This window comes from Citrobacter sp. S55_ASV_140 (assembly GCF_018919505.1).
GTDB classification, from domain to species: Bacteria; Pseudomonadota; Gammaproteobacteria; order Enterobacterales; family Enterobacteriaceae; genus Citrobacter; species Citrobacter werkmanii.
The window spans coordinates 23814-46883 of sequence record NZ_JAHLQZ010000002.1; the positions used below are offsets into that span (position 1 = coordinate 23814).

Sequence of the window (23070 nt, forward strand, 5' to 3'; positions counted from 1 at the left end):
AGAATCCGCCTGTTCAAAACCGCTGAAATTGCTCATCATTACAGGGTGTGATTTAAGTGTTCACGTCGCGTCAACGTTCTGACGCAAAGACAAAGGTGAAAAGTATTTATGGTAAATTTTCGTCAGCCCAGGGATATTGCGCAAGTGCTGCTAACGGTGCTGTTTTTAGCCATCATGATTGTGGCCTGTCTCTGGATTGTGCAGCCCTTTATCCTCGGTTTTGCATGGGCGGGTACGGTGGTCATCGCAACCTGGCCTATCCTGTTACGCTTGCAAAAACTGCTGTGGGGACGCCGTTCACTGGCGGTGCTGGTAATGACCCTGCTGTTGGTAATGTTGTTTATCATTCCTATTGCGCTGCTGGTTAATAGCATTGTTGATGGCAGCGGACCGTTGATCCATGCCGTCACCGCTGGCGATATGACGCTGCCGGATCTGGCGTGGTTGAACAGCATTCCGTTGGTGGGAGCCAAAATGTATGGCGCATGGCACAGCCTGCTGGATATGGGCGGCGCAGCCATTATGGCCAAAGTTCGGCCTTATGTCGGCGCCACAACGACCTGGTTTGTCGGTCAGGCTGCGCATATTGGTCGCTTTATGATGCATTGTGGCCTGATGCTGCTATTCAGCGCCCTGCTGTACTGGCGTGGTGAGCAGGTGGCGTTAGGGATCCGTCATTTCGCGTGTCGACTGGCATCCAAACGCGGTGATGCCGCCATTCTGCTGGCGGCGCAGGCCATTCGCGCTGTTGCGTTAGGTGTTGTGGTTACGGCTCTGGTGCAGGCGGTCCTCGGCGGCATTGGTCTGGCGGTAACCGGCGTGCCGTATGCGACGCTGCTGGCAGTATTAATGATCCTCTCCTGCCTGGTACAACTGGGGCCGCTGCCGGTGCTGGTCCCGGCCATTATCTGGTTGTACTGGACCGGGGATTCAACCTGGGGCACCGTGCTGCTGGTGTGGAGCGGTGTGGTCGGAACGCTGGATAACGTCATTCGCCCAATGTTGATTCGTATGGGCGCCGATTTGCCGCTGATCCTTATCCTTTCTGGCGTCATCGGTGGATTAATTGCATTCGGCATGATTGGTCTGTTTATCGGCCCGGTAGTCCTGGCCGTATCCTGGCGTCTGTTCTCTGCCTGGGTGAATGAAGCGCCTGCGCCGGGGAGCGATCCGGACGAACTCCTCGCAGAAATAGAAAGCAATAAGTAATCCAACGTCAGGCGGCATTGCCGCCTGATTGTTTAGCAATGTTAATCTATCCCGTCCCGGTACTGAGTTAAACCGAACGGTACTCTTCTCGCAGCACTCATTTATGTCGCAAATTCTTTACAGTTTTTAAACTATTGAGATGAATCTGATCGACGCGAAAAATCAGTATGCCTACTATTAGCTCAAGGCTGTAGATCAACACATTGATTTATAAGCATGGAATTCCCCTGAGTGAAACAACGAATTGCTGTGTGTAGTCTTTGCCCATCTCCCACGATGGGCTTTTTTTTTGTCCTTCACTCACCTCTGCACTCGACTGACTGCAAAACTCAGTACCTCTTCCCTGCTATACAACAAATAATATTGCACAAGATACTGTGACTCTCTTCAAGCCGAAATATCCACAGCAATGCTATTACTATTCCACCGTCTTTTATGAGGTGATCAAATAATGAACGCATTGGAACTGCAGGCTATCCGCCATATTTTTGCTATGACGGTGGAAGAAAGCGCGATGTATATCTCGCGTGATAATAATGTTGCCGCATGGCAACAATGGGAAAATGGCGAAAGGGAAATCCCGGAGTACATCGCGCACATTTGTAAAGAAATGAAAGCCAGACGGAAAGTAAGAATTAATGCAGTTATCGACAAAATTAATAACCGCATTGGTAATAACACTATGCGTTTTTTCCCCGATCTGAACTCATTTCAGACGGTTTATCACCACAACGATTTCCTCGACTGGAAAATCTATCAATCGGCTGCTGTTGAGCTCTACGCTCACGACCTTGAGCGTTTGTGTTAAGCATTTACAACGCCATACCAATTTAGCCTCTTCGCTGAGTAACACATTATGAAAAACACCTATTTCTCCACTGCGATAGGGCTGTACTTTAATTACCTGGTCCACGGCATGGGGGTCATTCTGATGAGCCTCAATATGTCTTCGCTTGAACACCAGTGGCAAACCAACGCCGCGGGCGTCTCGATCGTTATTTCCTCGCTGGGTATCGGTCGTTTAAGTGTCTTATTAATGGCTGGCATGCTCTCCGACCGCTATGGCCGCCGACCGTTTATTATTTTCGGCATGATCTGCTACCTGATTTTCTTTGTTGGCATCATCAATACGCATAGTATTTTTATCGCCTATGCCTTTGGCTTTCTGGCGGGAATGGCCAACAGTTTTCTCGATGCCGGAACCTATCCCAGCCTGATGGAGGCGTTTCCCCGATCGCCCAGTACAGCCAATATATTAATAAAAGCCTTCGTCTCCAGCGGCCAGTTTCTGCTACCTATGATTATCAGTTTGTTGGTGTGGGCCGAGCTTTGGTTTGGCTGGTCCTTCCTGCTGGCGGCCGCCATTATGATAATCAACGGCGTGTTTTTGTTTCGCTGTCGCTTCCCGGCGCATCCAGGAAATCGAACTTCCATCAAGGCATTACCTGCTAAACGGGAAACCCAACAATCTGAACATCGTTGTTCGATTCTCGATCTTGCCTGTTACACTCTGTATGGCTATATCGCCATGGCGACATTTTATCTGGTAAGCCAGTGGCTGGCGCAGTACGGACAGTTTGTTGCTGGCATGCCTTATACGTTATCTATCAAATTGTTAAGCATTTACACCTGCGGCTCTTTGCTGTGCGTATTGATTACTGCTCCACTGGCGCGCAAAGCGGAACGCGCGACATTGTTGTTGATGCTGTACACCTTTATTTCATTTATTGCGCTGCTGGTGGTTTGCCTGCACCCGACACCCTACGTGGTTATCACCTTTGCGTTTGTCATTGGATTTTCTTCAGCCGGAGGCGTGGTGCAAATCGGTTTAACGCTAATGGCGGCACGCTTTCCACATGCAAAGGGTAAAGCGACCGGCATTTACTACAGCGCGGGCAGCATTGCGACTTTCACCATTCCGCTGATCACAGCAAGAATCTCTGAGACCAGCATTGCTCATATCATGTGGTTTGATGCCGGTATCGCCGCTGTCGGTTTCCTGTTGGCGCTGTTTATTGGGTATCGCAGCCGCGCCGCATTAAAACATCAACTAAAAATGGCGACGGTCGCAGAATAACGAGGATGCAATATTGTTCATCCCTTCTGCAACATAATTGGCTGCCCTTTTAAATTATCAGCAAAAAGTCATCAGGAAGAATTAAATTCACAGTTTAAGATGCAAAATACCTGGTAAGTTAAACGCCATGCTATGTAGGTAATGTGTCTACTGAACGGTATATTAAGCACAAGGTCGCCGAAATTTAAAAATATCGTCAAGCACGAAATAATTTTAAAATCCGCAAGGAGTTGTGAAAATGTCTCAAAACAAGACCTTTAACACGCCATTTCTTCTGGCGATAATCTGTATTTATTTAAGTTATTTTCTCCACGGCATTAGCGTCATTACGCTGGCGCAAAATATGACGTCTCTCGCAGAAAAGTTCTCCACCGACAATGCCGGGATTGCCTATTTAATTTCAGGCATTGGTTTGGGGCGACTGGTGAGTATTTTATTCTTTGGTGTGCTCTCAGATAAGTTTGGCCGCCGGGCGATCATTCTGTTAGGCGCTATTCTGTATATGCTGTTTTTCTTCGGTATTCCCGCCAGCCCTAATCTGCTGATTGCCTTTATTCTGGCTGTTTGCGTTGGCGTGGCTAACTCGGCGCTGGATACCGGTGGCTATCCGGCATTAATGGAATGCTTCCCCAAAGCATCAGGATCGGCTGTTATCCTGGTTAAAGCGATGGTCTCGTTCGGGCAGATGCTCTACCCCATTGTCGTCAGCACCATGCTGCTCAACCATATCTGGTACGGCTATGCGGTCATTATCCCTGGCGTACTGTTCGTCGTTATCACCCTGATGCTGTTAAAAAGCCGCTTTCCCAGCCAGATGGTGGATGCCGGTATAGCCAAAGAGCTGCCACAGATGAACAGCAAACCGTTGGTCTGGCTGGAGGGCGTCGCTTCAGTGATGTTCGGTGTCGCGGCGTTTTCAACCTTTTACGTCATCGTGGTCTGGATGCCGAAATACGCCATGGCGTTTGCCGGCATGGCGGAAGCCGACGCCCTGAAAACGATCTCTTACTACAGTATGGGATCGTTGGTCTGCGTATTTATTTTTGCCGTCCTGCTGAAGAAAATGGTTCGACCGATATGGGCAAATGTGTTTAACGCCGCGCTGGCAACCATCACCGCAGCGGTCATCTATTTATATCCCTCTCCGCTGGTGTGTAACGCCGGTTCATTTCTGATTGGTTTCTCTGCCGCTGGCGGTATTTTACAGCTTGGCGTCTCGGTGATGTCAGAGTTTTTCCCCAGGAGCAAAGCCAAAGTCACCAGTGTTTATATGATGATGGGTGGCGTAGCCAATTTTATTATCCCATTAATCACCGGATACCTTTCTAACATTGGCCTGCAATACATCATTTTGCTGGACTTTGCATTTGCTCTGCTGGCCTTCATCACCGCCATCATCGTCTTTATTCGTTACTACCGCGTATTTGATATTCCCAAAAATGATGTGCGGTTGGGCGAACGTTATTTTCAATAAATTGTTTAGAAGGAGTATCAAATGGACGTAACTGCTAAATATGAACTGATTGGCTTAATGGCCTACCCTATCAGACATAGTCTGTCACCAGAAATGCAAAACAAGGCATTAGAAAAAGCGGGACTACCTTTTACCTACATGGCATTTGAAGTCGATAACTCAACGTTTGCCAATGCCATTGCCGGACTGAAAGCGTTGAAGATGCGCGGCACCGGGGTCTCTATGCCCAATAAGCAGTTGGCATGTGAATATGTTGATGAATTGACCCCTGCGGCCAAACTGGTCGGCGCAATCAATACCATCGTGAACGATGATGGTTACCTGCGCGGTTACAATACCGATGGCACCGGTCATATTCGCGCCATTAAAGAAAGCGGCTTCGATATTAAAGGTAAAACCATGGTACTGTTGGGCGCAGGCGGCGCATCGACAGCCATTGGCGCGCAGGCGGCCATTGAAGGCATCAAAGAAATTAAGCTGTTTAACCGTAAAGATGAATTCTTTGAAAAGGCGCAGGCATTCGCCAAACGCGTCAATGAAAACACCGATTGCGTCGTGACCGTTATCGATCTCGCCGATCGGCAAGCATTTGCCGATGCCCTCGCCAGCGCGGATATTCTGACCAACGGCACAAAAGTCGGCATGAAGCCGCTGGACAACGAATCTCTCGTGACCGACGTTTCCCTGCTGCGCCCGGAGCTGCTGGTGACTGAATGCGTTTATAACCCGCATATGACCAAATTATTGCAACAGGCGCAACTTGCGGGTTGCAAAACAATTGATGGTTACGGCATGTTGTTATGGCAAGGGGCTGAACAGTTCAAACTCTGGACCGGGAAAGATTTCCCACTGGAGTATGTGAAACAGGTTATGGGTTTTGCAGCCTGACGGGCACGCATTTGTAATATATTTAAAGGGTAATCAATGAAAACCGTAACCGTAAGAAACCTCGTGATTGGCGAGGGCGCGCCGAAGATCATTGTCTCGCTGATGGGTAAAGACATCGCCACGGTAAAAAGCGAAGCGCTGGCCTATCGCGAAGCGGATTTCGACATTCTGGAATGGCGCGTTGACCATTTCAGCGATGTCTCTTCCACAGATGCCGTGCTGGAAGCGGCTCGCGCCATCCGCGATGTGATAGCGGACAAACCGCTACTTTTCACCTTCCGCAGCGCCAAAGAAGGCGGTGAACAGGCACTGTCTGTCGAAAACTATATTGCACTTAACCGTGCAGCAGTAGACAGCGGTCTGGTGGATATGATCGACCTGGAGCTTTTCACCGGTGATGAGCTGGTTAAAGCGACCGTCGAACATGCCCACGCGAAAAATGTCAGCGTGATTATGTCGAATCATGATTTCCATAAGACGCCAGCCGCAGAGGAGATCATCCAGCGTCTGCGTAAAATGCAGGAACTTGGCGCGGATATTCCTAAAATCGCCCTGATGCCGCAAAACAAAACGGATGTGCTGACACTGTTGGGCGCTACGCTGGAAATGCAAGAGCGCTATGCGGACCGGCCGATAATTACCATGTCGATGGCTAAAACTGGGGTGATTTCACGTCTCTCCGGCGAGGTTTTCGGTTCAGCAGCCACCTTTGGCGCCGTGAAAAAAGCGTCGGCCCCGGGACAAATTTCGGTCGCCGATCTGCGTACTGTATTAACAATATTGCATCAGGCTTAATAGCAGAATATATCCACATCACTATTAGCAATGCCCTGCCCCAGATATTCGCTTAACCACGAATATCTGGCTGGCAGCTAAGCCTGATTAAATTAACTCACAATATTATTGTCGACTATAGCGACAGGTAGTCGCACGCATATAATCTGGAGTTTATATGAAATATCCAAGACCAAACCGTATCGATGGTCGGGTACCTGTATTATCCGCAGCAGAAGCCATTAATTATATTCCTGATGAAGCAACCCTCTGCGTATTAGGCGCAGGCGGCGGTATTCTTGAAGCAACCACATTAATTAATGCATTGGCAGAAAAATACAAAAACACGCAGTCACCACGTAATTTATCATTAATTAGCCCAACGGGTTTAGGTGACCGCGCCGACCGCGGAATCAGCCCGCTGGCGCAGGAAGGTTTAGTCAAATGGGCGCTCTGCGGCCACTGGGGACAATCGCCACGAATCTCCGACCTGGCTGAGCAGAATAAAATCGCTGCCTATAACTATCCCCAGGGCGTATTAACCCAAGCCCTGCGAGCATCAGCAGCCCACCAGCCTGGCATTCTGAGTGATATCGGCATCGGTACGTTTGTCGATCCTCGCCAACAGGGCGGCAAACTGAATGAGGTGACGACCGAAGATCTGATCAAACTGGTGGAAATCGATAACAAAGAGTATCTCTATTACAAAGCCATTGCGCCAAACATCGCTTTTATTCGCGCCACGACCTGCGATAGCGAAGGCTACGCCACCTTTGAAGATGAAGTGATGTATCTCGATGCGCTGGTGATTGCTCAGGCCGTACACAACAACGGCGGCATCGTCATGATGCAGGTGCAAAAAATGGTGAAGAAAGCCACGTTGCATCCGAAAGCGGTGCGTATTCCGGGCTATCTGGTCGATATTGTGGTCATCGACCCCGACCAAACCCAACTGTACGGTGGCGCGCCGGTTAACCGTTTTATTTCCGGCGATTTTGTCCTCGATGACAGCCAGCAAACAGCCCTGCCGCTTAACCAGCGTAAACTGGTGGCCAGACGCGCGCTGTTCGAAATGCGTAAAGGCGCGGTCGGCAACGTTGGCGTGGGCATCGCCGACGGGATTGGCCTTGTCGCACGCGAAGAAGGTTGTGCCGACGATTTTATTCTGACGGTCGAAACCGGCCCGATTGGCGGCATTACGTCTCAGGGCATCGCGTTTGGCGCCAACGTCAACACCCGCGCCATTCTGGATATGACCTCCCAGTTTGACTTCTACCACGGCGGCGGGCTGGATGTGTGTTATTTAAGTTTTGCTGAAGTGGATCGGCACGGCAATGTCGGCGTACATAAATTCAATGGCAAAATCATGGGCACCGGCGGTTTTATCGATATTAGCGCCACCTCCAAGAAAATTATTTTTTGCGGCACGTTAACTGCCGGAAGTTTGAAAACGGAAGTTGCCGACGGCAAGTTAAATATCGTGCAGGAAGGTCGGGTGAAAAAATTCGTTAACGAATTACCTGAAGTCACGTTCAGTGGAAAAATTGCCCTTGAGCGTGGTCTCGATGTGCGTTACATCACCGAACGCGCTGTATTTACGTTAAAAGAAGATGGCCTCCATTTAGTTGAAATTGCGCCAGGGGTCTCTTTGCAGGAAGACATTCTCGACAAAATGGACTTCACTCCGATTATTTCCCCAGACCTGAAACTGATGGACGAAAGATTATTTATCGATGCCTCGATGGGCTTTGTATTACCCGACGCAGCCAATTAAAAGGAGTACCCTGATGGACTTTTCATTAACTGAAGAACAAGAACTGTTGCTTTCCAGCATTCGCGAACTGATTACCAGCAATTTCCCGGAAGAGTATTTCCGCACCTGCGATCAGACGGCGACTTACCCGAAGGAATTTATGCGAGCTCTTGCGGACAACGGTATTTCGATGCTGGGTGTTCCGGAAGAGTTTGGCGGCATCCCGGCTGATTACGTCACCCAGATGCTGGCGCTGATGGAAGTGTCAAAATGTGGCGCGCCCGCATTTTTGATCACCAATGGTCAGTGCATCCACAGCATGCGACGTTTTGGCTCCGCCGAGCAACTGCGTAAAACGGCAGAAAGCACCATGGAAACGGGCGATCCAGCGTATGCACTGGCATTAACCGAACCGGGAGCAGGCTCCGATAATAACAGCGCCACCACCAGCTATACCCGCAAAAACGGCAAGGTGTATCTCAACGGGCAAAAAACATTTATCACCGGCGCTAAAGAGTATCCGTACATGCTGGTACTGGCTCGCGACCCGGAGCCGAAAGATCCGAAGAAAGCCTTTACGCTATGGTGGGTGGATTCAAAGAAACCTGGCATTAAGGTTAACCCATTGCATAAAATCGGCTGGCACATGTTAAGCACCTGCGAAGTCTATCTTGATAACGTTGAAGTGGACGAAAGCGATATGGTCGGCGAAGAAGGCATGGGCTTCCTTAATGTAATGTACAACTTTGAAATGGAACGCTTGATCAACGCCGCGCGCAGCACGGGTTTTGCCGAATGCGCCTTCGAAGATGCCGCTCGTTACGCTAACCAACGCATCGCATTTGGTAAGCCAATTGGTCATAACCAGATGATCCAGGAAAAACTGGCTCTGATGGCAATAAAAATCGAAAACATGCGTAATATGGTGCTGAAGGTCGCCTGGCAGGCCGATCAGGAACAGTCGCTGCGCACCAGTGCGGCGCTGGCAAAACTGTATTGCGCCCGTACGGCAATGGAAGTGATTGACGACGCGATTCAGATTATGGGCGGGCTGGGTTACACCGATGAAGCACGCGTATCCCGATTCTGGCGCGATGTCCGCTGTGAGCGCATTGGCGGTGGTACCGATGAAATCATGATTTACGTCGCGGGTCGCCAAATCCTGAAAGATTATCAAAATAAGTAAGCGGTATAACTGACCGGATAGCGCGGATGCGCTATCCGGGACGGTGCGGGGGAATCAGACTTCAGGCATCAGGCATTCTTGCTCAGCAAGGTTATTTTTAAACTGCCTACGATAATCGCTGGGAGTACATCCCACATGCCGCTGAAAAAGTTTGGCAAAATGATCGACGTTTTCATACCCTACCCGCCACGAAATTTCCGCCAACGAGGCCTCGGTATTAGTCAGGGAAAATTTCGCCTCCGTCATTCGTCGCTGAATAACATAATTGATGGGTGAAATACGATACTCCTTGGTAAATTCATGGCAGATATAGCTCACGCTGGCGCGGAATTTTTTAGATAACTGTTCGAGAGTGATTTTTTCGCGGAAATTGTTATTTAAATAGACCAGTACATCTTTAATTAAGACATCCTTTTTAATATATCCTTGTTCAGAGCGGTAAGCATTTTTAAAGTTTTCGTAATATAACACGGTTAATGCATACGCGAATGCGTCATAAGCGGAAGAAGTCAGGTTGTTCTTGCTCTGCGGGAGCATCACCCCCAGTTCATTAAAAATACTCTTAATAACCTCTTTACCCTGACTGACGCTAATGACCGGACACGAGTGCGTCTGCAATAGCTGATTATCCTGCCAGCCGTTAAACCGGAAACCGTAGAGCGCGCAGGTGTAAGTGGTAGCCGGTGCGCTGGTATCAGATGCAACCGCATGCAATCGCCCTTGTTCAATCACCACAATGTCCCCGGCATGCGCGACATACAGCGAAGAGTCGATGATTAATCTTGCAACCCCCTTTTTAACATAGATAAGCTCCGTTTCATTATCATGAACATGATGACCGGATTCCCAGTTAGGATCATCGCTAATGACGAATCGGGAAAGTCTCGGCGTTTTCCCCTGCTCAAAAAGGGTCTCCATGGCATTATCAAAGCAGCGTTGATACATGACAACCTCCACCTAAAGGCAGTAATTTTGCGAATAATTAATATCAGAAAGCGAAAACAATAATGATGTTATACAACGTTATTCCTTGCTGGCGAAACAAAATTATTTGCGTCGACTGCAAGATGATACCTCCGGCGCTATCTCGCTGCTCTCTACGATTATTCCCGTTTTATAAAAACTGATAAGAGTAAATGTTATTAATTCAACATTAACAATTTACATATCAGAAACAAATTAAGCGTAGAAACGATAAAAAACAGGATGCATTTCGCAATTATCCTTCCCTGGTGTGTTTGCTATTTTTTTTCTTCAGTACACAACCCCGGGCTCTCGTTTATGAAACAAGCATTCCCGCCGCACTTTTTTTTGCAAGATTGTTGGGAATGAAAACAGATTGCCCCGTCGAAAACAGTCCCCTCTCTGCCGCACACTATTTTCAGTTAATTTTCCCTACTGTGGATGACTGGAGATGCCATGAAAATAATAACCTGCTTTAAGTTGGTGCCTGAAGAACAGGACATTGTTGTTACCCCACAGCGTTCGCTTAACTTTGACCGGGCCGACGCCAAAATCAGCCAGTTTGATCTGAATGCGATTGAGGCCGCGGCGCAACTGAGTACGGAGGGTGATGAAATCGTCGCTTTAACCGTGGGCGGCTCGCTACTGCAAAATTCCAAAGTGCGTAAAGACGTGCTGTCTCGTGGACCGGACAGTTTGTTCATGGTGCAGGATCCACAGCTGGAGCATTCATTGCCCCGCGACACCGCTCAGGCGCTGGTCTGCGCGGCCAAAAATATGAATTTCGACCTGATGCTGTTCGGAGAAGGATCGGGGGATATCTACGCCCAACAGGTTGGCTTACTGGTTGGCGAACTGTTGCAACTCCCGGTGATTAGCGCCGTCAGCAACATCCAACGTAATGGCGACCGCATTGTGGTTGAGCGTACGCTGGAAGATGAAGTCGAAGTGATTGACCTGCCGCTCCCCGCTGTACTCTGCGTAACCTCGGATATCAACACGCCGCGTATTCCCTCAATGAAAGCCATTCTCGGCGCGGGTAAAAAGCCCGTCACAACATGGCAAGCCAGCGATATTGGCTGGACGCCGGCGTCACCGTTAGCGGAACTGGTAAGCCTTACGGTACCGCCACAAACAGAACGTAAGCACATCATTCTGGAAAATGACTCGGCTGAAGCCATTGCCGAACTGGCGGAACACCTGAAAAAAGCCCTGAACTAAGCTCAACGGAGAGAAATTATCATGAGTAAATTAGCTAACGTATGGGTGTTCAGCGATAACGTAGAACGCTACGCAGAATTAATGGCCGGCGCGCGTCAGTGGGGTGAACACGTCCATCTTATTGTACAAGGCAGCGAACAAGCTAATCAGGTTAAACCTCTGGGTGCCGATGAGATAATCGTGCTCGAAGCCCCCTCCGGTTTACAGCGTGTTGAAAATTACGCCGAAACCATTGCAGCGCAGATGCAAGAACACGCCGGAATGCTGTTGATGCCCGCTACAAAGCGCGCGAAATCACTTGGGGCACGGTTAAGCATCCAACTCAATGCCGCGATGGTGAACGACGCAATATCGGTGACGCTTGAGGATGACACCGTGTTCGCAGAGCACCGCATGTATGGTGGTCTGGCATTCGGCAAAGAAAAAATCAAAAGCGCGCTGGCAATTATCACGCTAGCCCCAGGGGTGCTTGAACCTGTAGCGGAAAACGCATCGCACACCTGTCCTGTTGTCTCGGCAGCTTACATCGCACCGCTTCATGAAATTATGTGCCAGGAACGTCGCGCCAAATCCGTGAGCAGCGTGGACCTCAGTAAAGCCAAACGTGTGGTTGGCGTGGGGCGCGGCCTGGTTGCGCAACACGATCTGGAGATGGTGCACCAGTTGGCATCGGTACTGGGTGCAGAAGTGGGCTGTTCACGCCCGATTGCCGAAGGCGAAAACTGGATGGAGCGCGAACGCTACATTGGCGTTTCTGGTGTGTTACTGAAATCAGACCTTTACCTCACGTTAGGCATCTCAGGACAAATTCAACACATGGTCGGCGGTAACGGCGCGAAAGTCATTGTCGCTATCAATAAAGACAAAAAAGCCCCTATTTTCAATTACGCCGATTACGGCCTGGTAGGCGATATCTACAAAGTTGTTCCGGCCCTTATCGAACATCTCAGCCGCTAACCCCCCATTTAACGCACATCTCCCGCTGCTTCGCGGCGGGAAAGGAGCATAAAGCATGTCAGATGAAAAATTCGATGCCATTGTGGTCGGTGCTGGCGTGGCGGGTACAGTTGCAGGCTACGTTATGGCGCAGGCCGGACTGGACGTGCTGGTCATCGAACGCGGAAACAGTGCGGGCAGTAAAAATATGACCGGTGGGCGACTCTATGCGCATAGTCTGGAACGCATCATGCCGGGATTCGCGCAGGAAGCACCACTCGAACGTAAAGTGACCCGCGAAAAAATATCCTTCCTGACCGAAGAGAGCGCCGTAACGCTCGACTTTCATCGGGATAAAGACAACGCGCCAGCGCAGGATTCTTACACCGTGTTGCGCAACCGACTTGATCCCTGGCTGATGGAAAAAGCAGAACAGGCCGGCGCGCAGTTCATCCCCGGCGTCCGCGTTGATGCGCTGATCCGCGAAGGTAATAAGGTCACCGGCGTGCAAGCTGGTGACGATATCCTGGAAGCCAATATTGTCATCCTGGCCGATGGCGTCAACTCAATATTAGGGCGGTCGCTGGGGATGGTCCCTCCCTCTTCTGCTCACCACTATGCCGTTGGCGTAAAGGAGTTGATCGGCTTACCTCCGGCTGTGATTGCGGATCGATTCAACCTCTCAGGCGATGAAGGCGCAGCCTGGCTGTTTGCCGGTTCACCGTCGGATGGACTGATGGGGGGAGGCTTTCTGTATACCAACCAGGACTCGGTCTCTCTGGGGCTGGTATGCGGGCTGGGGGATATTGCTCACGCAACGAAAAGTATTCCACAAATGCTGGAAGACTTTAAGCAACACCCGACTATTCGTCCACTGATTGCGGGAGGAGAACTGCTGGAGTATTCCGCACATATGGTGCCGGAAGGCGGGCTGGCAATGGTACCCAAACTGGTTGATGACGGCGTAATGATCGTCGGCGATGCCGCGGGTTTCTGTCTGAATCTGGGTTACACGGTGCGTGGTATGGATTTAGCAATAGCCTCCGCAGAAGCCGCTGCCCAAACCGCCATTGCAGCCAAAGAACGCCAGGACTTCTCCGCCAGCAGCCTGATGGACTACAAACGCGCCCTCGAACAGGGCTGTGTGATGCGTGATTTACAGCATTTTCGCAAGATCCCGGCGCTGATGGAAAACCCGCGCCTGTTCACCCAATACCCTCGCATGGTCGCAGATATCATGAACGATATGTTCACCGTTGACGGACGCCCGAACCAACCGATTCGTAAGATGATGATGTCCCATGCGAAGAAAATTGGGTTGATGAACTTACTGAAAGACGGCATCAAGGGGGCAACTGCGCTATGAGTCAGGACAATACCGTTAACGTCGACGTCAAGCTGGGCGTCAATAAATTCAATGTCGATGAAGGTCACCCGCACATTATTCTGGCCGAACATCCCGATCTGAATGAATTTCGCAAACTGCTGAAGGCCTGTCCCGCCGGACTGTATAAGCAGGACGAGAGTGGGAATATTCATTTTGATTCTGCTGGCTGCCTGGAGTGTGGCACCTGTCGGGTGCTGTGCGGCGATACGATCCTCGAACAATGGGAGTATCCGGCAGGAACATTTGGCATTGATTTTCGCTACGGCTAACGGATTGAGCCGTTGTACCCCGGATCGGCTTCCACGGCCAATCCGGTCAGACGTATGCCGATATTATCCAGGGAATAACGAATGAGTATCACACTAACGTTTAACGCCGAACGTCGCGATGCCTGGCGACAACAAGGTTTATGGGGAGATGCTTCGCTTGGCGATTACTGGAACCAAACAGCCAGAGCCATGCCGGATAAAATCGCCGTGGTTGATAATCATGGCGCTTCATATACCTACGCCGCACTCGACGGTGCCGCCAGCAGTCTGGCGAGCTGGTTTTTAGCCTGCGGTATTCAACCCGGCGATCGCGTCGCTTTCCAGTTGCCGGGCTGGTGCGAATTTACCATTATTTATCTGGCCTGCCTGAAAACCGGAGCCGTTTCCGTCCCGTTACTACCCGCCTGGCGCGAAGCGGAGTTAGTATGGGTATTAAATAAATGTAAAGCGAAGATTTTTTTCGCACCTACCCTGTTTAAACAAACCCGGCCGGTTGATTTGATCCTCCCCTTACAAAACCAGTTACCGCATCTGCAACAGATTGTCGCCGTGGATAAACTGGCGCCGGCAACCACCTCGCAGGCACTCAGCCAACTGCTTTTAGCACCGCCGTTAAATCAAACGATTAACGTTCACGCGGATGAACTGGCAGCGGTACTGTTTACCTCCGGAACCGAGGGAATGCCGAAAGGCGTAATGTTAACCCACAACAATATCCTTGCCAGCGAACGCGCCTACTGCGCCCGTCTCAATCTCACCTGGCAAGATGTGTTTTTAATGCCCGCGCCGCTTGGACATGCTACCGGTTTTCTGCATGGCGTTACCGCACCGTTTTTAATCGGCGCCCGCAGCGTGTTGTTGGATATTTTTACCCCAGACGCCTGTCTCGATCTGCTGGAGCAACAGCACTGCACCTGCGTACTCGGCGCAACGCCGTTTGTCTATGACATGTTGTGTCGCATGGAAAAACGCGCCTGCGATCTCTCATCGCTACGCTTTTTTTTATGCGGAGGCACCACCATTCCGCAAAAGATTGCCCGTGACTGCCAACGGCTCGGCATTAAATTGTTAAGCATTTATGGTTCAACGGAGAGCTCGCCGCATGCGCTGGTCAATCTCGATGATTCACCTTCCCGCATGATGACCACCGACGGCTATGCTGCCGCAGGCGTCGAAATTAAAGTCGTCGATGAAGCGCGCAATGCCCTGCCCGCAGGAGTAGAAGGTGAAGAAGCCTCGCGTGGCCCCAATGTTTTTATGGGCTACCTCGATGAACCCGAACTGACCGCCCGCGCGCTGGATAAAGAGGGGTGGTATTACAGTGGCGACTTATGCCGGATGGACGACGCGGGATACATCAAAATAACCGGGCGTAAAAAAGATATTATTGTGCGGGGAGGGGAAAATATCAGCAGCCGCGAGGTAGAGGATATTTTATTGCAACATCCACGCATTCATGATGCCTGCGTTGTCGCGATGCCGGACGAACGGTTAGGTGAACGGTCGTGCGCTTATGTGGTACTAAAAGCCCCGCATCATTCGCTGTCGCTGGAATCTGTCGTCGCCTTTTTTAGCCGCAAACGGGTGGCAAAGTATAAATACCCGGAGCATATCGTGGTTGTCGAGAAGTTACCTCGCACAGCGTCCGGTAAGGTACAAAAATACCAGTTGCGTCAGGATATTATTAAACGTTTGAGCATGGAGAGTATTGCAGGATAAAGTGCCGGATGGCGATGCTAACGCATCTTATCCGGCCTACGTTGAATAGACCGGATAAGGCATAATGTTACTTGTTCAGTTCAGCCAGGCTCAGCCAGGTCTGTACGACGGTGTCCGGGTTCAGCGACAGACTGTCGATCCCCTCTTCCATCAGCCAGGCCGCGAAGTCTTCGTGGTCAGAAGGTCCCTGACCGCAAATACCCACGTATTTGCCCTGTTTCTTAGCAGCGCGAATCGCCATCGACAGCAGCGCTTTCACCGCGTCGTTACGCTCATCAAACAGTTCAGAAACCACACCCGAGTCACGGTCCAGGCCCAGCGCCAGCTGCGTCATGTCGTTTGAGCCGATGGAGAAGCCATCGAAGTACTCAAGGAACTGTTCTGCCAACAGGGCGTTAGACGGGATCTCGCACATCATGATGATCTTCAGGCCATTCTCGCCGCGTTTCAGCCCCTGGCGCGCCAGCTCTTCAACCACCGCTTTCGCCTGGGCAACGGTACGTACAAACGGTACCATCACTTCAACGTTAGTCAGACCCATGTCGTTACGGACACGTTTCACCGCGTCACATTCCAGTGCGAAACAGTCGCGGAAGCTGTCTGAAACGTAACGGCCCGCCCCGCGGAAGCCCAGCATCGGGTTCTCTTCGTGCGGCTCATAACGCTCACCGCCGACCAGGTTAGCATATTCGTTGGACTTAAAGTCCGACATACGCACGATGACGCGTTTCGGATAAAACGCCGCACCCAGCGTCGCGATCCCTTCCGTCAGACGACCAACGTAGAATTCACGCGGAGAGTCGAAACCTTTCATCATGCCGCGGATTTCATTTTGTAGCTCAGGCGTCTGGTCATCAAACTCCAGCAGCGCACGAGGGTGCACGCCGATCATGCGGTTGATAATGAATTCCAGACGCGCAAGGCCGACACCTTCGTTTGGCAGGCAGGCAAAGTCAAAAGCCCGGTCCGGGTTGCCGACGTTCATCATCACCTTCAACGGCAGATCCGGCATGGTCTCCACGCTGGAGCTCTTCACGCTGAAATCAAGCATTTCAGCGTAAACATAACCGGTGTCGCCTTCGGCACAGGAGACAGTGACCTTCTCACCATCCTTCATGCGCTCGGTGGCATCGCCGCAGCCAACCACGGCAGGGATCCCCAGTTCACGGGCAATGATCGCCGCGTGACAGGTACGGCCGCCACGGTTGGTCACAATCGCCGCCGCTTTCTTCATGATCGGTTCCCAGTCCGGGTCGGTCATATCAGTCACCAGTACGTCGCCGGGTTCAATACGGTTCATTTCGCTGATGTCGTGAATAACTTTGACCGGGCCGGCGCCAATGCGGTGACCGATGGCGCGACCTTCAGCAATAATTTTACCCTGGGCGTGCAGCGTATACCGCTCCATCACCTGCCCGCGAGAACGCACGGTTTCCGGGCGAGCCTGAACAATGAACAGCTTGCCGGTATGACCGTCTTTCGCCCATTCGATGTCCATCGGACGACCGTAGTGCTTCTCGATCTGTACCGCCTGCTTCGCCAGTTCCTGCACTTCATCATTGGTCAGAGAGAAAATATCGCGTTGTTCCTGCGGCACATCCTCAATGGTCACCTGCTTACCGTGTTCCTGGGTTGGCGCGTAGACCATACGGATTTTTTTCGATCCCATGGTGCGGCGAACGATCGCCGGACGGTTAGCCGCCAGAGTCGGTTTGTGCACGTAGAACTCATCCGGGTTAACGGCACCCTGCACCACCATCTCGCCCAGACCCCATGCGGAAGTGATAAACACCACCTGGTCGAAACCGGATTCGGTGTCGATGGAGAACATAACGCCTGAGGACGCAAGGTCAGAGCGCACCATTCGCTGGACACCAGCAGAAAGCGCCACGCCGCGGTGGTCATAGCCCTGGTGAACACGATAAGAAATCGCGCGGTCGTTAAACAGCGAAGCAAATACGTGTTTGATAGCGACCAGGACAGCATCGAAGCCCTGGACGTTAAGGAAGGTTTCCTGCTGACCAGCAAATGACGCATCTGGCATATCTTCTGCGGTGGCGGAAGAACGCACGGCAAAAGAAGCATGGGCATCGTCTGCTGACAGCTGCGCGTAGGCATCGCGGACGGCATTTTCCAGCTCCGGCTGGAAAGGAGTGTCGATAATCCACTGGCGGATTTGTGCCCCGGCTTTCGCAAGCTCGGTAACATCATCAATATCCGTTTTATCCAGCAGCTCATAAATGCGCTGGTTTACACCGCTTTGGTCCAGAAACTGGTTAAACGCATCGGCGGTTGTTGCAAAACCATTCGGTACGGAAACTCCCATACCGGAAAGGTTAGTAATCATTTCACCCAGGGAGGCATTTTTGCCCCCAACTCTGTCTACATCATTCATGCCGAGTTGGTTATACCAAAGCACCAGCGGTGACGAGCCATTGTTGGACATCGAACAATCCTTATATATGAACGAGGTTAGGAAACTCAATTTTGCGTATTTATCTTTGCATATTTACCGCGGCGAAAAAAACGGTGAATCGTTCAAGCAACTTTATTTTTTATTTTTTAAGATTGTTTCCGCATTTGCGCAAACCCGCGAGCGACACGGGATCACCACAAAAACTACCGGTATAAACATTTGTTCCGAAAAATGAAATGCACTTTTCATTAAATATAAAAATAGCGTTTCACTTTATAAAAGTGATGGCGCAATATTCGCTTCTGGCGAATTTTAATTTATGCTTTCAGAGAATTATGTCTGCCCCAGGATGCGCAAAATGGATAATGCTGTTGATCGTCACGTTTTTTATATTTCTGATGGTACGGCCATCACCGCCGAGGTATTGGGCCACGCGGTAATGTCGCAATTTCCGGTCACTATCAACAGCATTACGCTGCCGTTTGTTGAAAACGAGAGCCGCGCGCGCGCGGTTAAAGACCAGATTGACGCCATTTACCAACAAACCGGCGTGCGTCCTCTGGTGTTTTACTCCATCGTCTTGCCGGAAATCCGCTCAATCATTCTGCAAAGCGAGGGGTTTTGTCAGGATATCGTACAGGCGCTGGTCGCTCCATTGCAGCAAGAGATGAAGCTCGACCCAACGCCGATTGCCCATCGTACCCACGGCCTGAATCCCGGCAACCTCAACAAGTACGATGCGCGTATTGCCGCTATTGATTACACCCTTGCCCATGACGATGGTATTTCGTTGCGCAACCTCGATCAGGCGCAGGTGATCCTGCTCGGTGTTTCCCGTTGCGGCAAAACCCCGACCAGTTTGTATCTGGCCATGCAGTTTGGTATCCGCGCGGCCAACTACCCCTTTATTGCCGATGATATGGATAATCTGGTGCTGCCCACATCCCTGAAGCCGCTGCAGCATAAACTGTTCGGTCTGACCATCGACCCCGAACGCCTGGCGGCGATCCGCGAAGAGCGACGAGAGAACAGCCGTTACGCCTCGCTACGCCAGTGTCGGATGGAAGTTGCCGAAGTGGAAGCGCTGTACCGGAAAAATCAGATCCCATGGTTAAACAGTACCAATTATTCGGTAGAAGAGATTGCTACCAAGATCCTCGACATTATGGGGCTGAATCGCCGCATGTACTAGAATGCTAGTGCATTGGTTCGATTTTTTGTTATTATGCTCGCCACCAGGCCGGATGAGTGTGATATTGTGATGCACATCACTTCCCGGTAGTCCTGCCGTTGAAGCAACAAATTTCTGAGACAAGTAATGAACAGAACCGATGAACTCCGTACTGCGCGTATTGACAACCTGGTCACTCCAGCAGAGCTTGCGCAGCGGCATCCTGTTTCGTCCTCCGTCGCCCGTCATGTTACGGACTCCCGACGCCGGATAGAAAAAATATTGAATGGCGAAGATCCCCGTTTGCTGGTGATCGTAGGCCCTTGCTCAATTCACGATCTCGATGCCGCCGTGGAATACGCGACGCGCCTGCAGGCGCTGCGCGAAAAGCACCAGACGCGTCTGGAAATCGTGATGCGTACCTATTTTGAAAAGCCACGCACCGTCGTGGGCTGGAAAGGCTTAATTTCCGACCCGGACCTGAACGGCAGCTACCGTGTGAACCACGGCATTGAGCTGGCGCGTAAACTGCTGCTGCAGGTCAACGAACTGGGCGTCCCCACGGCCACTGAATTTCTCGATATGGTGACCGGCCAGTTTATTGCTGATTTAATCAGTTGGGGCGCCATTGGCGCGCGCACCACCGAAAGCCAGATCCACCGCGAAATGGCGTCTGCTCTTTCCTGCCCGGTTGGGTTTAAGAACGGGACGGATGGTAATACCCGTATCGCCGTCGATGCGATTCGCGCCTCCCGCGCCAGCCATATGTTCCTCTCCCCGGATAAAACCGGCCAGATGACCATTTATCAGACCAGCGGTAATCCATATGGGCATATCATTATGCGCGGCGGTAAAAAGCCGAATTATTTTGCTGAAGATATTGCCGCCGCCTGCGATACCTTGCACGAATTTTCCCTGCCTGAGCATCTGGTCGTCGATTTCAGCCATGGTAATTGCCAGAAGCAGCATCGCCGTCAGTTGGAAGTGTGTGATGACGTATGCCAGCAAATTCGCAACGGTTCGACGGCGATTGCCGGGATCATGGCGGAAAGTTTCCTGCGTGAAGGCACGCAAAAAATCGTCAGCGGTCAGCCGCTGGTTTACGGTCAGTCGATTACCGACCCGTGCCTGAACTGGGAAGATACTGAACTACTGGTGGACAAACTCGCCTCGGCGGTTGATAGCCGTTTTTAACGCTGTATACCGGGTAACACCACGTTGCCCGGTGGTAATTCTTTGTTTTTCCCTTCATTGTTGTGCAAAAACTGTTCCCGTCACAATTATTTCACAAAAACGCTTGCCGCACATTTGCAGTTTGATGATAATGATTATCATTGTTACATTGATTGCTATTTTTAAACTCTATGTCACGTATGGATAACACAACAGCAACGCCTGCAAAAGAAAAAACACCGCCTGCCGTCGCCGCAACCGAGCGTCGCATTGACAGTAAAAGTTTGCTGGGCAAAGAAGGACGCGTGATTATAGAGCACGATGGCCAGCACTACCTGCTGCGCCAGACCCATGCTGGAAAACTCATTCTGACTAAATAAACGACACTTTTCGCCAGCCACCCAGGTGATACCCAGGCAGCCAGCGCTTTTCGATTTTCTAATGGAGAGTTGCTATGCCCCACCTGCACACCGCATCCTTGCGCCCGTCGCTCCTGGCGTTGGCGATTGTCAGTAATCTTCCCGTCGTTGCCTGGGCGGCAGTAGAGGATATGACCGTCACCGCCACCGGTAATCCCCGTAGCGCCTTTGAAGCGCCGATGATGGTCAGCGTTATCGACGCTACTGCACCTGAAAACCAGACAGCCAGCTCGACAGCCGACCTGTTACGGAAGGTTCCGGGCCTGAGCCTTGACGGTACGGGGCGGACAAATGGTCAGGACGTCAATCTGCGCGGCTATGACCGTCGCGGTGTTCTGGTGCTGGTGGATGGCGTTCGCCAGGGAACCGATACCGGGCACCTGAACAGTACCTTCCTCGATCCGGCGCTAATCAAGCGGATTGAAGTGGTGCGCGGCCCTTCCGCACTGTTGTATGGCAGCGGCGCGCTGGGCGGCGTAATCGCCTATGACACTGCGGATGCTAAAGACTTACTGGAGGCGGGTCAGAATAGCGGTTATCGCGTGTTCGGTACCGCGGCTACCGGCGATCACAGCCTCGGTATGGGCGCCAGCGCATTTGGCCGCACCGATACCCTCGACGGGCTGCTGGCCTGGTCCAGTCGCGATCGCGGTAATTTGCGCCAGAGCGACGGCACTACCGCCCCGAACGATGAAGCAATTAACAATATGCTGGCGAAAGGCAGTTGGAAAATTGACAGCGCCCAGACGCTGGCCGGCTCGCTGCGTTATTACAACAATGATGCCCGGGAACCTAAAAACCCACAAACCAGCGCGGCGGATACCACCAGCAACCCGATGACCGATCGCTCAACCATCCAGCGCGATGCGCAACTGACCTACTCCCTCGCCCCGGCGGATAATGACTGGCTGAACGCGGATGCCCACATCTACTGGTCCGAAGCGCGCATTAATGCACAAAACACGGACAGCACCGGCGAATTTCGCAAGCAGACCACCAAAGGCGGGAAAGTCGACAACCGTAGCCGCCTGTTTACCGATTCATTTGCTTCTCACTTACTGACCTACGGCGGTGAATACTATCGTCAGGAACAACAACCGGGCGGCGCAACCACCGGTTTCCCGGAGGCAAAAATCGATTTTAGCTCCGGCTGGCTACAGGATGAAATCACCCTGCGCGACCTGCCGGTTACGCTGCTGGGGGGGACACGGTATGACTCTTATCGCGGTAGCAGCGACGGTTATGAAGATGTCGATGCCGATAAATGGTCGTCCCGCGCTGGACTCACCGTTGCGCCTGCCGACTGGCTGATGCTTTTCGGTTCATACGCTCAGGCCTTCCGTGCTCCAACCATGGGCGAGATGTATAACGACGCGAAACACTTCTCGATTGGCCGTTTTTACACCAATTACTGGGTGCCAAACCCGAACCTGCGTCCGGAAACCAACGAAACACAGGAATACGGATTTGGCCTGCGCTTTGACGATCTGTTGATGGCGAGCGATGCGCTCGAATTTAAAGCCAGCTATTTCGACACCAAAGCCAAAGATTACATCTCCACCAGCGTCGATTTTGCCGCTGCGACGACCATGTCCTATAACGTACCCAACGCCAAAATCTGGGGCTGGGACGTGATGGCGAAATACACCGCCGATCTGTTCAGCCTCGATATGGCCTATAACCGCACGCGGGGTAAAGATACTGACACGGGCGAGTACATTTCCAGCATTAACCCGGACACCGTCACCAGCAAACTGAACGTGCCGGTTGCACACAGCGGTTTCTCCGTTGGCTGGATAGGTACATTTGCTGACCGCTCAACGCACATCAGCAGCAGCTACGCCAAACAACCCGGCTATGCGGTAAACGACTTCTACGTGAGCTATCAGGGGCAACAGGCGCTAAAAGGCATGACCACCACACTGGTCCTGGGCAACGCCTTCGACAAAGAGTACTGGTCGCCGCAGGGCATTCCGCAGGATGGCCGCAATGGCAAAATTTTCGTGAGTTATCAGTGGTAATCACTTTTCCCCGG

General features: G+C 51.5%; 19 protein-coding genes and 1 other RNA gene. 18 read left to right on the forward strand and 2 right to left on the reverse strand.

What is annotated here, in order from left to right:
• Positions 1-108 precede the first annotated feature (108 nt).
• From ydiK to KQJ18_RS00650, 9 genes are all read left to right on the forward strand, one after another.
• Entirely contained in the window at positions 109-1209 is a 1101-nt protein-coding gene (gene ydiK, locus KQJ18_RS00610) for an AI-2E family transporter YdiK (RefSeq protein ID WP_069324246.1), read from the forward strand.
• A 184-nt stretch (positions 1210-1393) separates the two neighbouring features.
• Positions 1394-1501, forward strand: an RNA gene (rprA, locus tag KQJ18_RS00615) — antisense sRNA RprA.
• A gap of 159 nt (positions 1502-1660) precedes the next feature.
• Positions 1661-2017 (forward strand): YdiL family protein, encoded by a 357-nt coding sequence (locus tag KQJ18_RS00620; RefSeq protein ID WP_038640241.1) that lies wholly within the window; start codon positions 1661-1663, stop codon positions 2015-2017.
• 48 nt (positions 2018-2065) lie between these two features.
• Entirely contained in the window at positions 2066-3286 is a 1221-nt protein-coding gene (locus tag KQJ18_RS00625) for an MFS transporter (RefSeq protein ID WP_137347207.1), read from the forward strand.
• Positions 3287-3524: 238 nt separating this feature from the next.
• Positions 3525-4760 carry an MFS transporter gene (locus KQJ18_RS00630; RefSeq protein ID WP_216421218.1) on the forward strand — a complete coding sequence of 412 codons (1236 nt, stop codon included), beginning with the start codon at positions 3525-3527 and terminating at the stop codon, positions 4758-4760.
• Between the two features lie 21 nt (positions 4761-4781).
• A complete protein-coding gene (ydiB, locus tag KQJ18_RS00635) occupies positions 4782-5648 on the forward strand; it encodes a quinate/shikimate dehydrogenase (protein WP_069324249.1) in 867 nt (288 codons plus the stop codon).
• Between the two features lie 36 nt (positions 5649-5684).
• Positions 5685-6443 carry a type I 3-dehydroquinate dehydratase gene (gene aroD, locus KQJ18_RS00640; protein ID WP_087856690.1) on the forward strand — a complete coding sequence of 253 codons (759 nt, stop codon included), beginning with the start codon at positions 5685-5687 and terminating at the stop codon, positions 6441-6443.
• Between the two features lie 157 nt (positions 6444-6600).
• On the forward strand, positions 6601-8196 hold the full coding sequence (locus KQJ18_RS00645; RefSeq protein ID WP_121528973.1) for an acyl CoA:acetate/3-ketoacid CoA transferase: 1596 nt from the start codon (positions 6601-6603) through the stop codon (positions 8194-8196).
• A 13-nt stretch (positions 8197-8209) separates the two neighbouring features.
• Positions 8210-9361, forward strand: a complete 1152-nt coding sequence (locus tag KQJ18_RS00650; protein WP_121528972.1) for an acyl-CoA dehydrogenase — start codon at positions 8210-8212, stop codon at positions 9359-9361.
• A gap of 54 nt (positions 9362-9415) precedes the next feature.
• Here KQJ18_RS00650 and KQJ18_RS00655 read toward each other — a convergent pair whose 3' ends face one another.
• Positions 9416-10306 carry an AraC family transcriptional regulator gene (locus KQJ18_RS00655; RefSeq protein ID WP_121528971.1) on the reverse strand — a complete coding sequence of 297 codons (891 nt, stop codon included), beginning with the start codon at positions 10304-10306 and terminating at the stop codon, positions 9416-9418.
• Between the two features lie 474 nt (positions 10307-10780).
• Between KQJ18_RS00655 and KQJ18_RS00660 the strand changes: the two genes are divergently transcribed.
• The 5 genes from KQJ18_RS00660 (at position 10781) to fadK (ending at position 15856) form a co-directional block, all read left to right on the forward strand.
• Positions 10781-11545 carry an electron transfer flavoprotein gene (locus KQJ18_RS00660; protein WP_085049448.1) on the forward strand — a complete coding sequence of 255 codons (765 nt, stop codon included), beginning with the start codon at positions 10781-10783 and terminating at the stop codon, positions 11543-11545.
• 21 nt (positions 11546-11566) lie between these two features.
• On the forward strand, positions 11567-12502 hold the full coding sequence (locus tag KQJ18_RS00665) for an electron transfer flavoprotein subunit alpha (protein WP_085049449.1): 936 nt from the start codon (positions 11567-11569) through the stop codon (positions 12500-12502).
• Positions 12503-12557: 55 nt separating this feature from the next.
• Positions 12558-13847, forward strand: a complete 1290-nt coding sequence (locus KQJ18_RS00670) for an FAD-dependent oxidoreductase (protein ID WP_085049450.1) — start codon at positions 12558-12560, stop codon at positions 13845-13847.
• The gene (locus tag KQJ18_RS00675) at positions 13844-14137 is read left to right on the forward strand and encodes a ferredoxin (RefSeq protein ID WP_038640220.1); all 294 of its coding nucleotides are present in this window, start codon (positions 13844-13846) and stop codon (positions 14135-14137) included. Before KQJ18_RS00670 ends, KQJ18_RS00675 begins: the two co-directional genes overlap by 4 nt.
• Before the next feature lie 81 nt (positions 14138-14218).
• Positions 14219-15856, forward strand: coding sequence for a medium-chain fatty-acid--CoA ligase (fadK, locus tag KQJ18_RS00680; protein WP_069324257.1), 1638 nt, complete (start codon positions 14219-14221; stop codon positions 15854-15856).
• 67 nt (positions 15857-15923) lie between these two features.
• Here the strand turns inward: fadK and ppsA are convergent, their stop codons facing one another.
• Entirely contained in the window at positions 15924-18302 is a 2379-nt protein-coding gene (ppsA, locus tag KQJ18_RS00685) for a phosphoenolpyruvate synthase (RefSeq protein ID WP_042308787.1), read from the reverse strand.
• A gap of 328 nt (positions 18303-18630) precedes the next feature.
• On the opposite strand from ppsA, the gene ppsR reads away from it, so the two are divergent.
• From ppsR to KQJ18_RS00705, 4 genes are all read left to right on the forward strand, one after another.
• Complete coding sequence (gene ppsR, locus KQJ18_RS00690; RefSeq protein ID WP_038640212.1) at positions 18631-19464, forward strand: posphoenolpyruvate synthetase regulatory kinase/phosphorylase PpsR; 834 nt, start codon at positions 18631-18633, stop codon at positions 19462-19464.
• 126 nt (positions 19465-19590) lie between these two features.
• Positions 19591-20637, forward strand: coding sequence for a 3-deoxy-7-phosphoheptulonate synthase AroH (aroH, locus tag KQJ18_RS00695; RefSeq protein WP_087856695.1), 1047 nt, complete (start codon positions 19591-19593; stop codon positions 20635-20637).
• Positions 20638-20807: 170 nt separating this feature from the next.
• A complete protein-coding gene (gene hemP, locus KQJ18_RS00700) occupies positions 20808-20996 on the forward strand; it encodes a hemin uptake protein HemP (protein ID WP_038640207.1) in 189 nt (62 codons plus the stop codon).
• Positions 20997-21070: 74 nt separating this feature from the next.
• A complete protein-coding gene (locus KQJ18_RS00705) occupies positions 21071-23056 on the forward strand; it encodes a TonB-dependent hemoglobin/transferrin/lactoferrin family receptor (RefSeq protein ID WP_216421221.1) in 1986 nt (661 codons plus the stop codon).
• Positions 23057-23070 lie beyond the last annotated feature (14 nt).

What these genes read in the sequence shown, in the direction of transcription:
- ydiK (WP_069324246.1), top strand. Translation starts at nt 109, where the DNA reads ATGGTAAATTTTCGTCAGCCCAGGGATATTGCGCAAGTGCTGCTAACG.
- KQJ18_RS00620 (WP_038640241.1), top strand. Translation starts at nt 1,661, where the DNA reads ATGAACGCATTGGAACTGCAGGCTATCCGCCATATTTTTGCTATGACG.
- KQJ18_RS00625 (WP_137347207.1), top strand. Translation starts at nt 2,066, where the DNA reads ATGAAAAACACCTATTTCTCCACTGCGATAGGGCTGTACTTTAATTAC.
- KQJ18_RS00630 (WP_216421218.1), top strand. Translation starts at nt 3,525, where the DNA reads ATGTCTCAAAACAAGACCTTTAACACGCCATTTCTTCTGGCGATAATC.
- ydiB (WP_069324249.1), top strand. Translation starts at nt 4,782, where the DNA reads ATGGACGTAACTGCTAAATATGAACTGATTGGCTTAATGGCCTACCCT.
- aroD (WP_087856690.1), top strand. Translation starts at nt 5,685, where the DNA reads ATGAAAACCGTAACCGTAAGAAACCTCGTGATTGGCGAGGGCGCGCCG.
- KQJ18_RS00645 (WP_121528973.1), top strand. Translation starts at nt 6,601, where the DNA reads ATGAAATATCCAAGACCAAACCGTATCGATGGTCGGGTACCTGTATTA.
- KQJ18_RS00650 (WP_121528972.1), top strand. Translation starts at nt 8,210, where the DNA reads ATGGACTTTTCATTAACTGAAGAACAAGAACTGTTGCTTTCCAGCATT.
- KQJ18_RS00655 (WP_121528971.1), bottom strand. Translation starts at nt 10,306, where the DNA reads ATGTATCAACGCTGCTTTGATAATGCCATGGAGACCCTTTTTGAGCAG.
- KQJ18_RS00660 (WP_085049448.1), top strand. Translation starts at nt 10,781, where the DNA reads ATGAAAATAATAACCTGCTTTAAGTTGGTGCCTGAAGAACAGGACATT.
- KQJ18_RS00665 (WP_085049449.1), top strand. Translation starts at nt 11,567, where the DNA reads ATGAGTAAATTAGCTAACGTATGGGTGTTCAGCGATAACGTAGAACGC.
- KQJ18_RS00670 (WP_085049450.1), top strand. Translation starts at nt 12,558, where the DNA reads ATGTCAGATGAAAAATTCGATGCCATTGTGGTCGGTGCTGGCGTGGCG.
- KQJ18_RS00675 (WP_038640220.1), top strand. Translation starts at nt 13,844, where the DNA reads ATGAGTCAGGACAATACCGTTAACGTCGACGTCAAGCTGGGCGTCAAT.
- fadK (WP_069324257.1), top strand. Translation starts at nt 14,219, where the DNA reads ATGAGTATCACACTAACGTTTAACGCCGAACGTCGCGATGCCTGGCGA.
- ppsA (WP_042308787.1), bottom strand. Translation starts at nt 18,302, where the DNA reads ATGTCCAACAATGGCTCGTCACCGCTGGTGCTTTGGTATAACCAACTC.
- ppsR (WP_038640212.1), top strand. Translation starts at nt 18,631, where the DNA reads ATGGATAATGCTGTTGATCGTCACGTTTTTTATATTTCTGATGGTACG.
- aroH (WP_087856695.1), top strand. Translation starts at nt 19,591, where the DNA reads ATGAACAGAACCGATGAACTCCGTACTGCGCGTATTGACAACCTGGTC.
- hemP (WP_038640207.1), top strand. Translation starts at nt 20,808, where the DNA reads ATGTCACGTATGGATAACACAACAGCAACGCCTGCAAAAGAAAAAACA.
- KQJ18_RS00705 (WP_216421221.1), top strand. Translation starts at nt 21,071, where the DNA reads ATGCCCCACCTGCACACCGCATCCTTGCGCCCGTCGCTCCTGGCGTTG.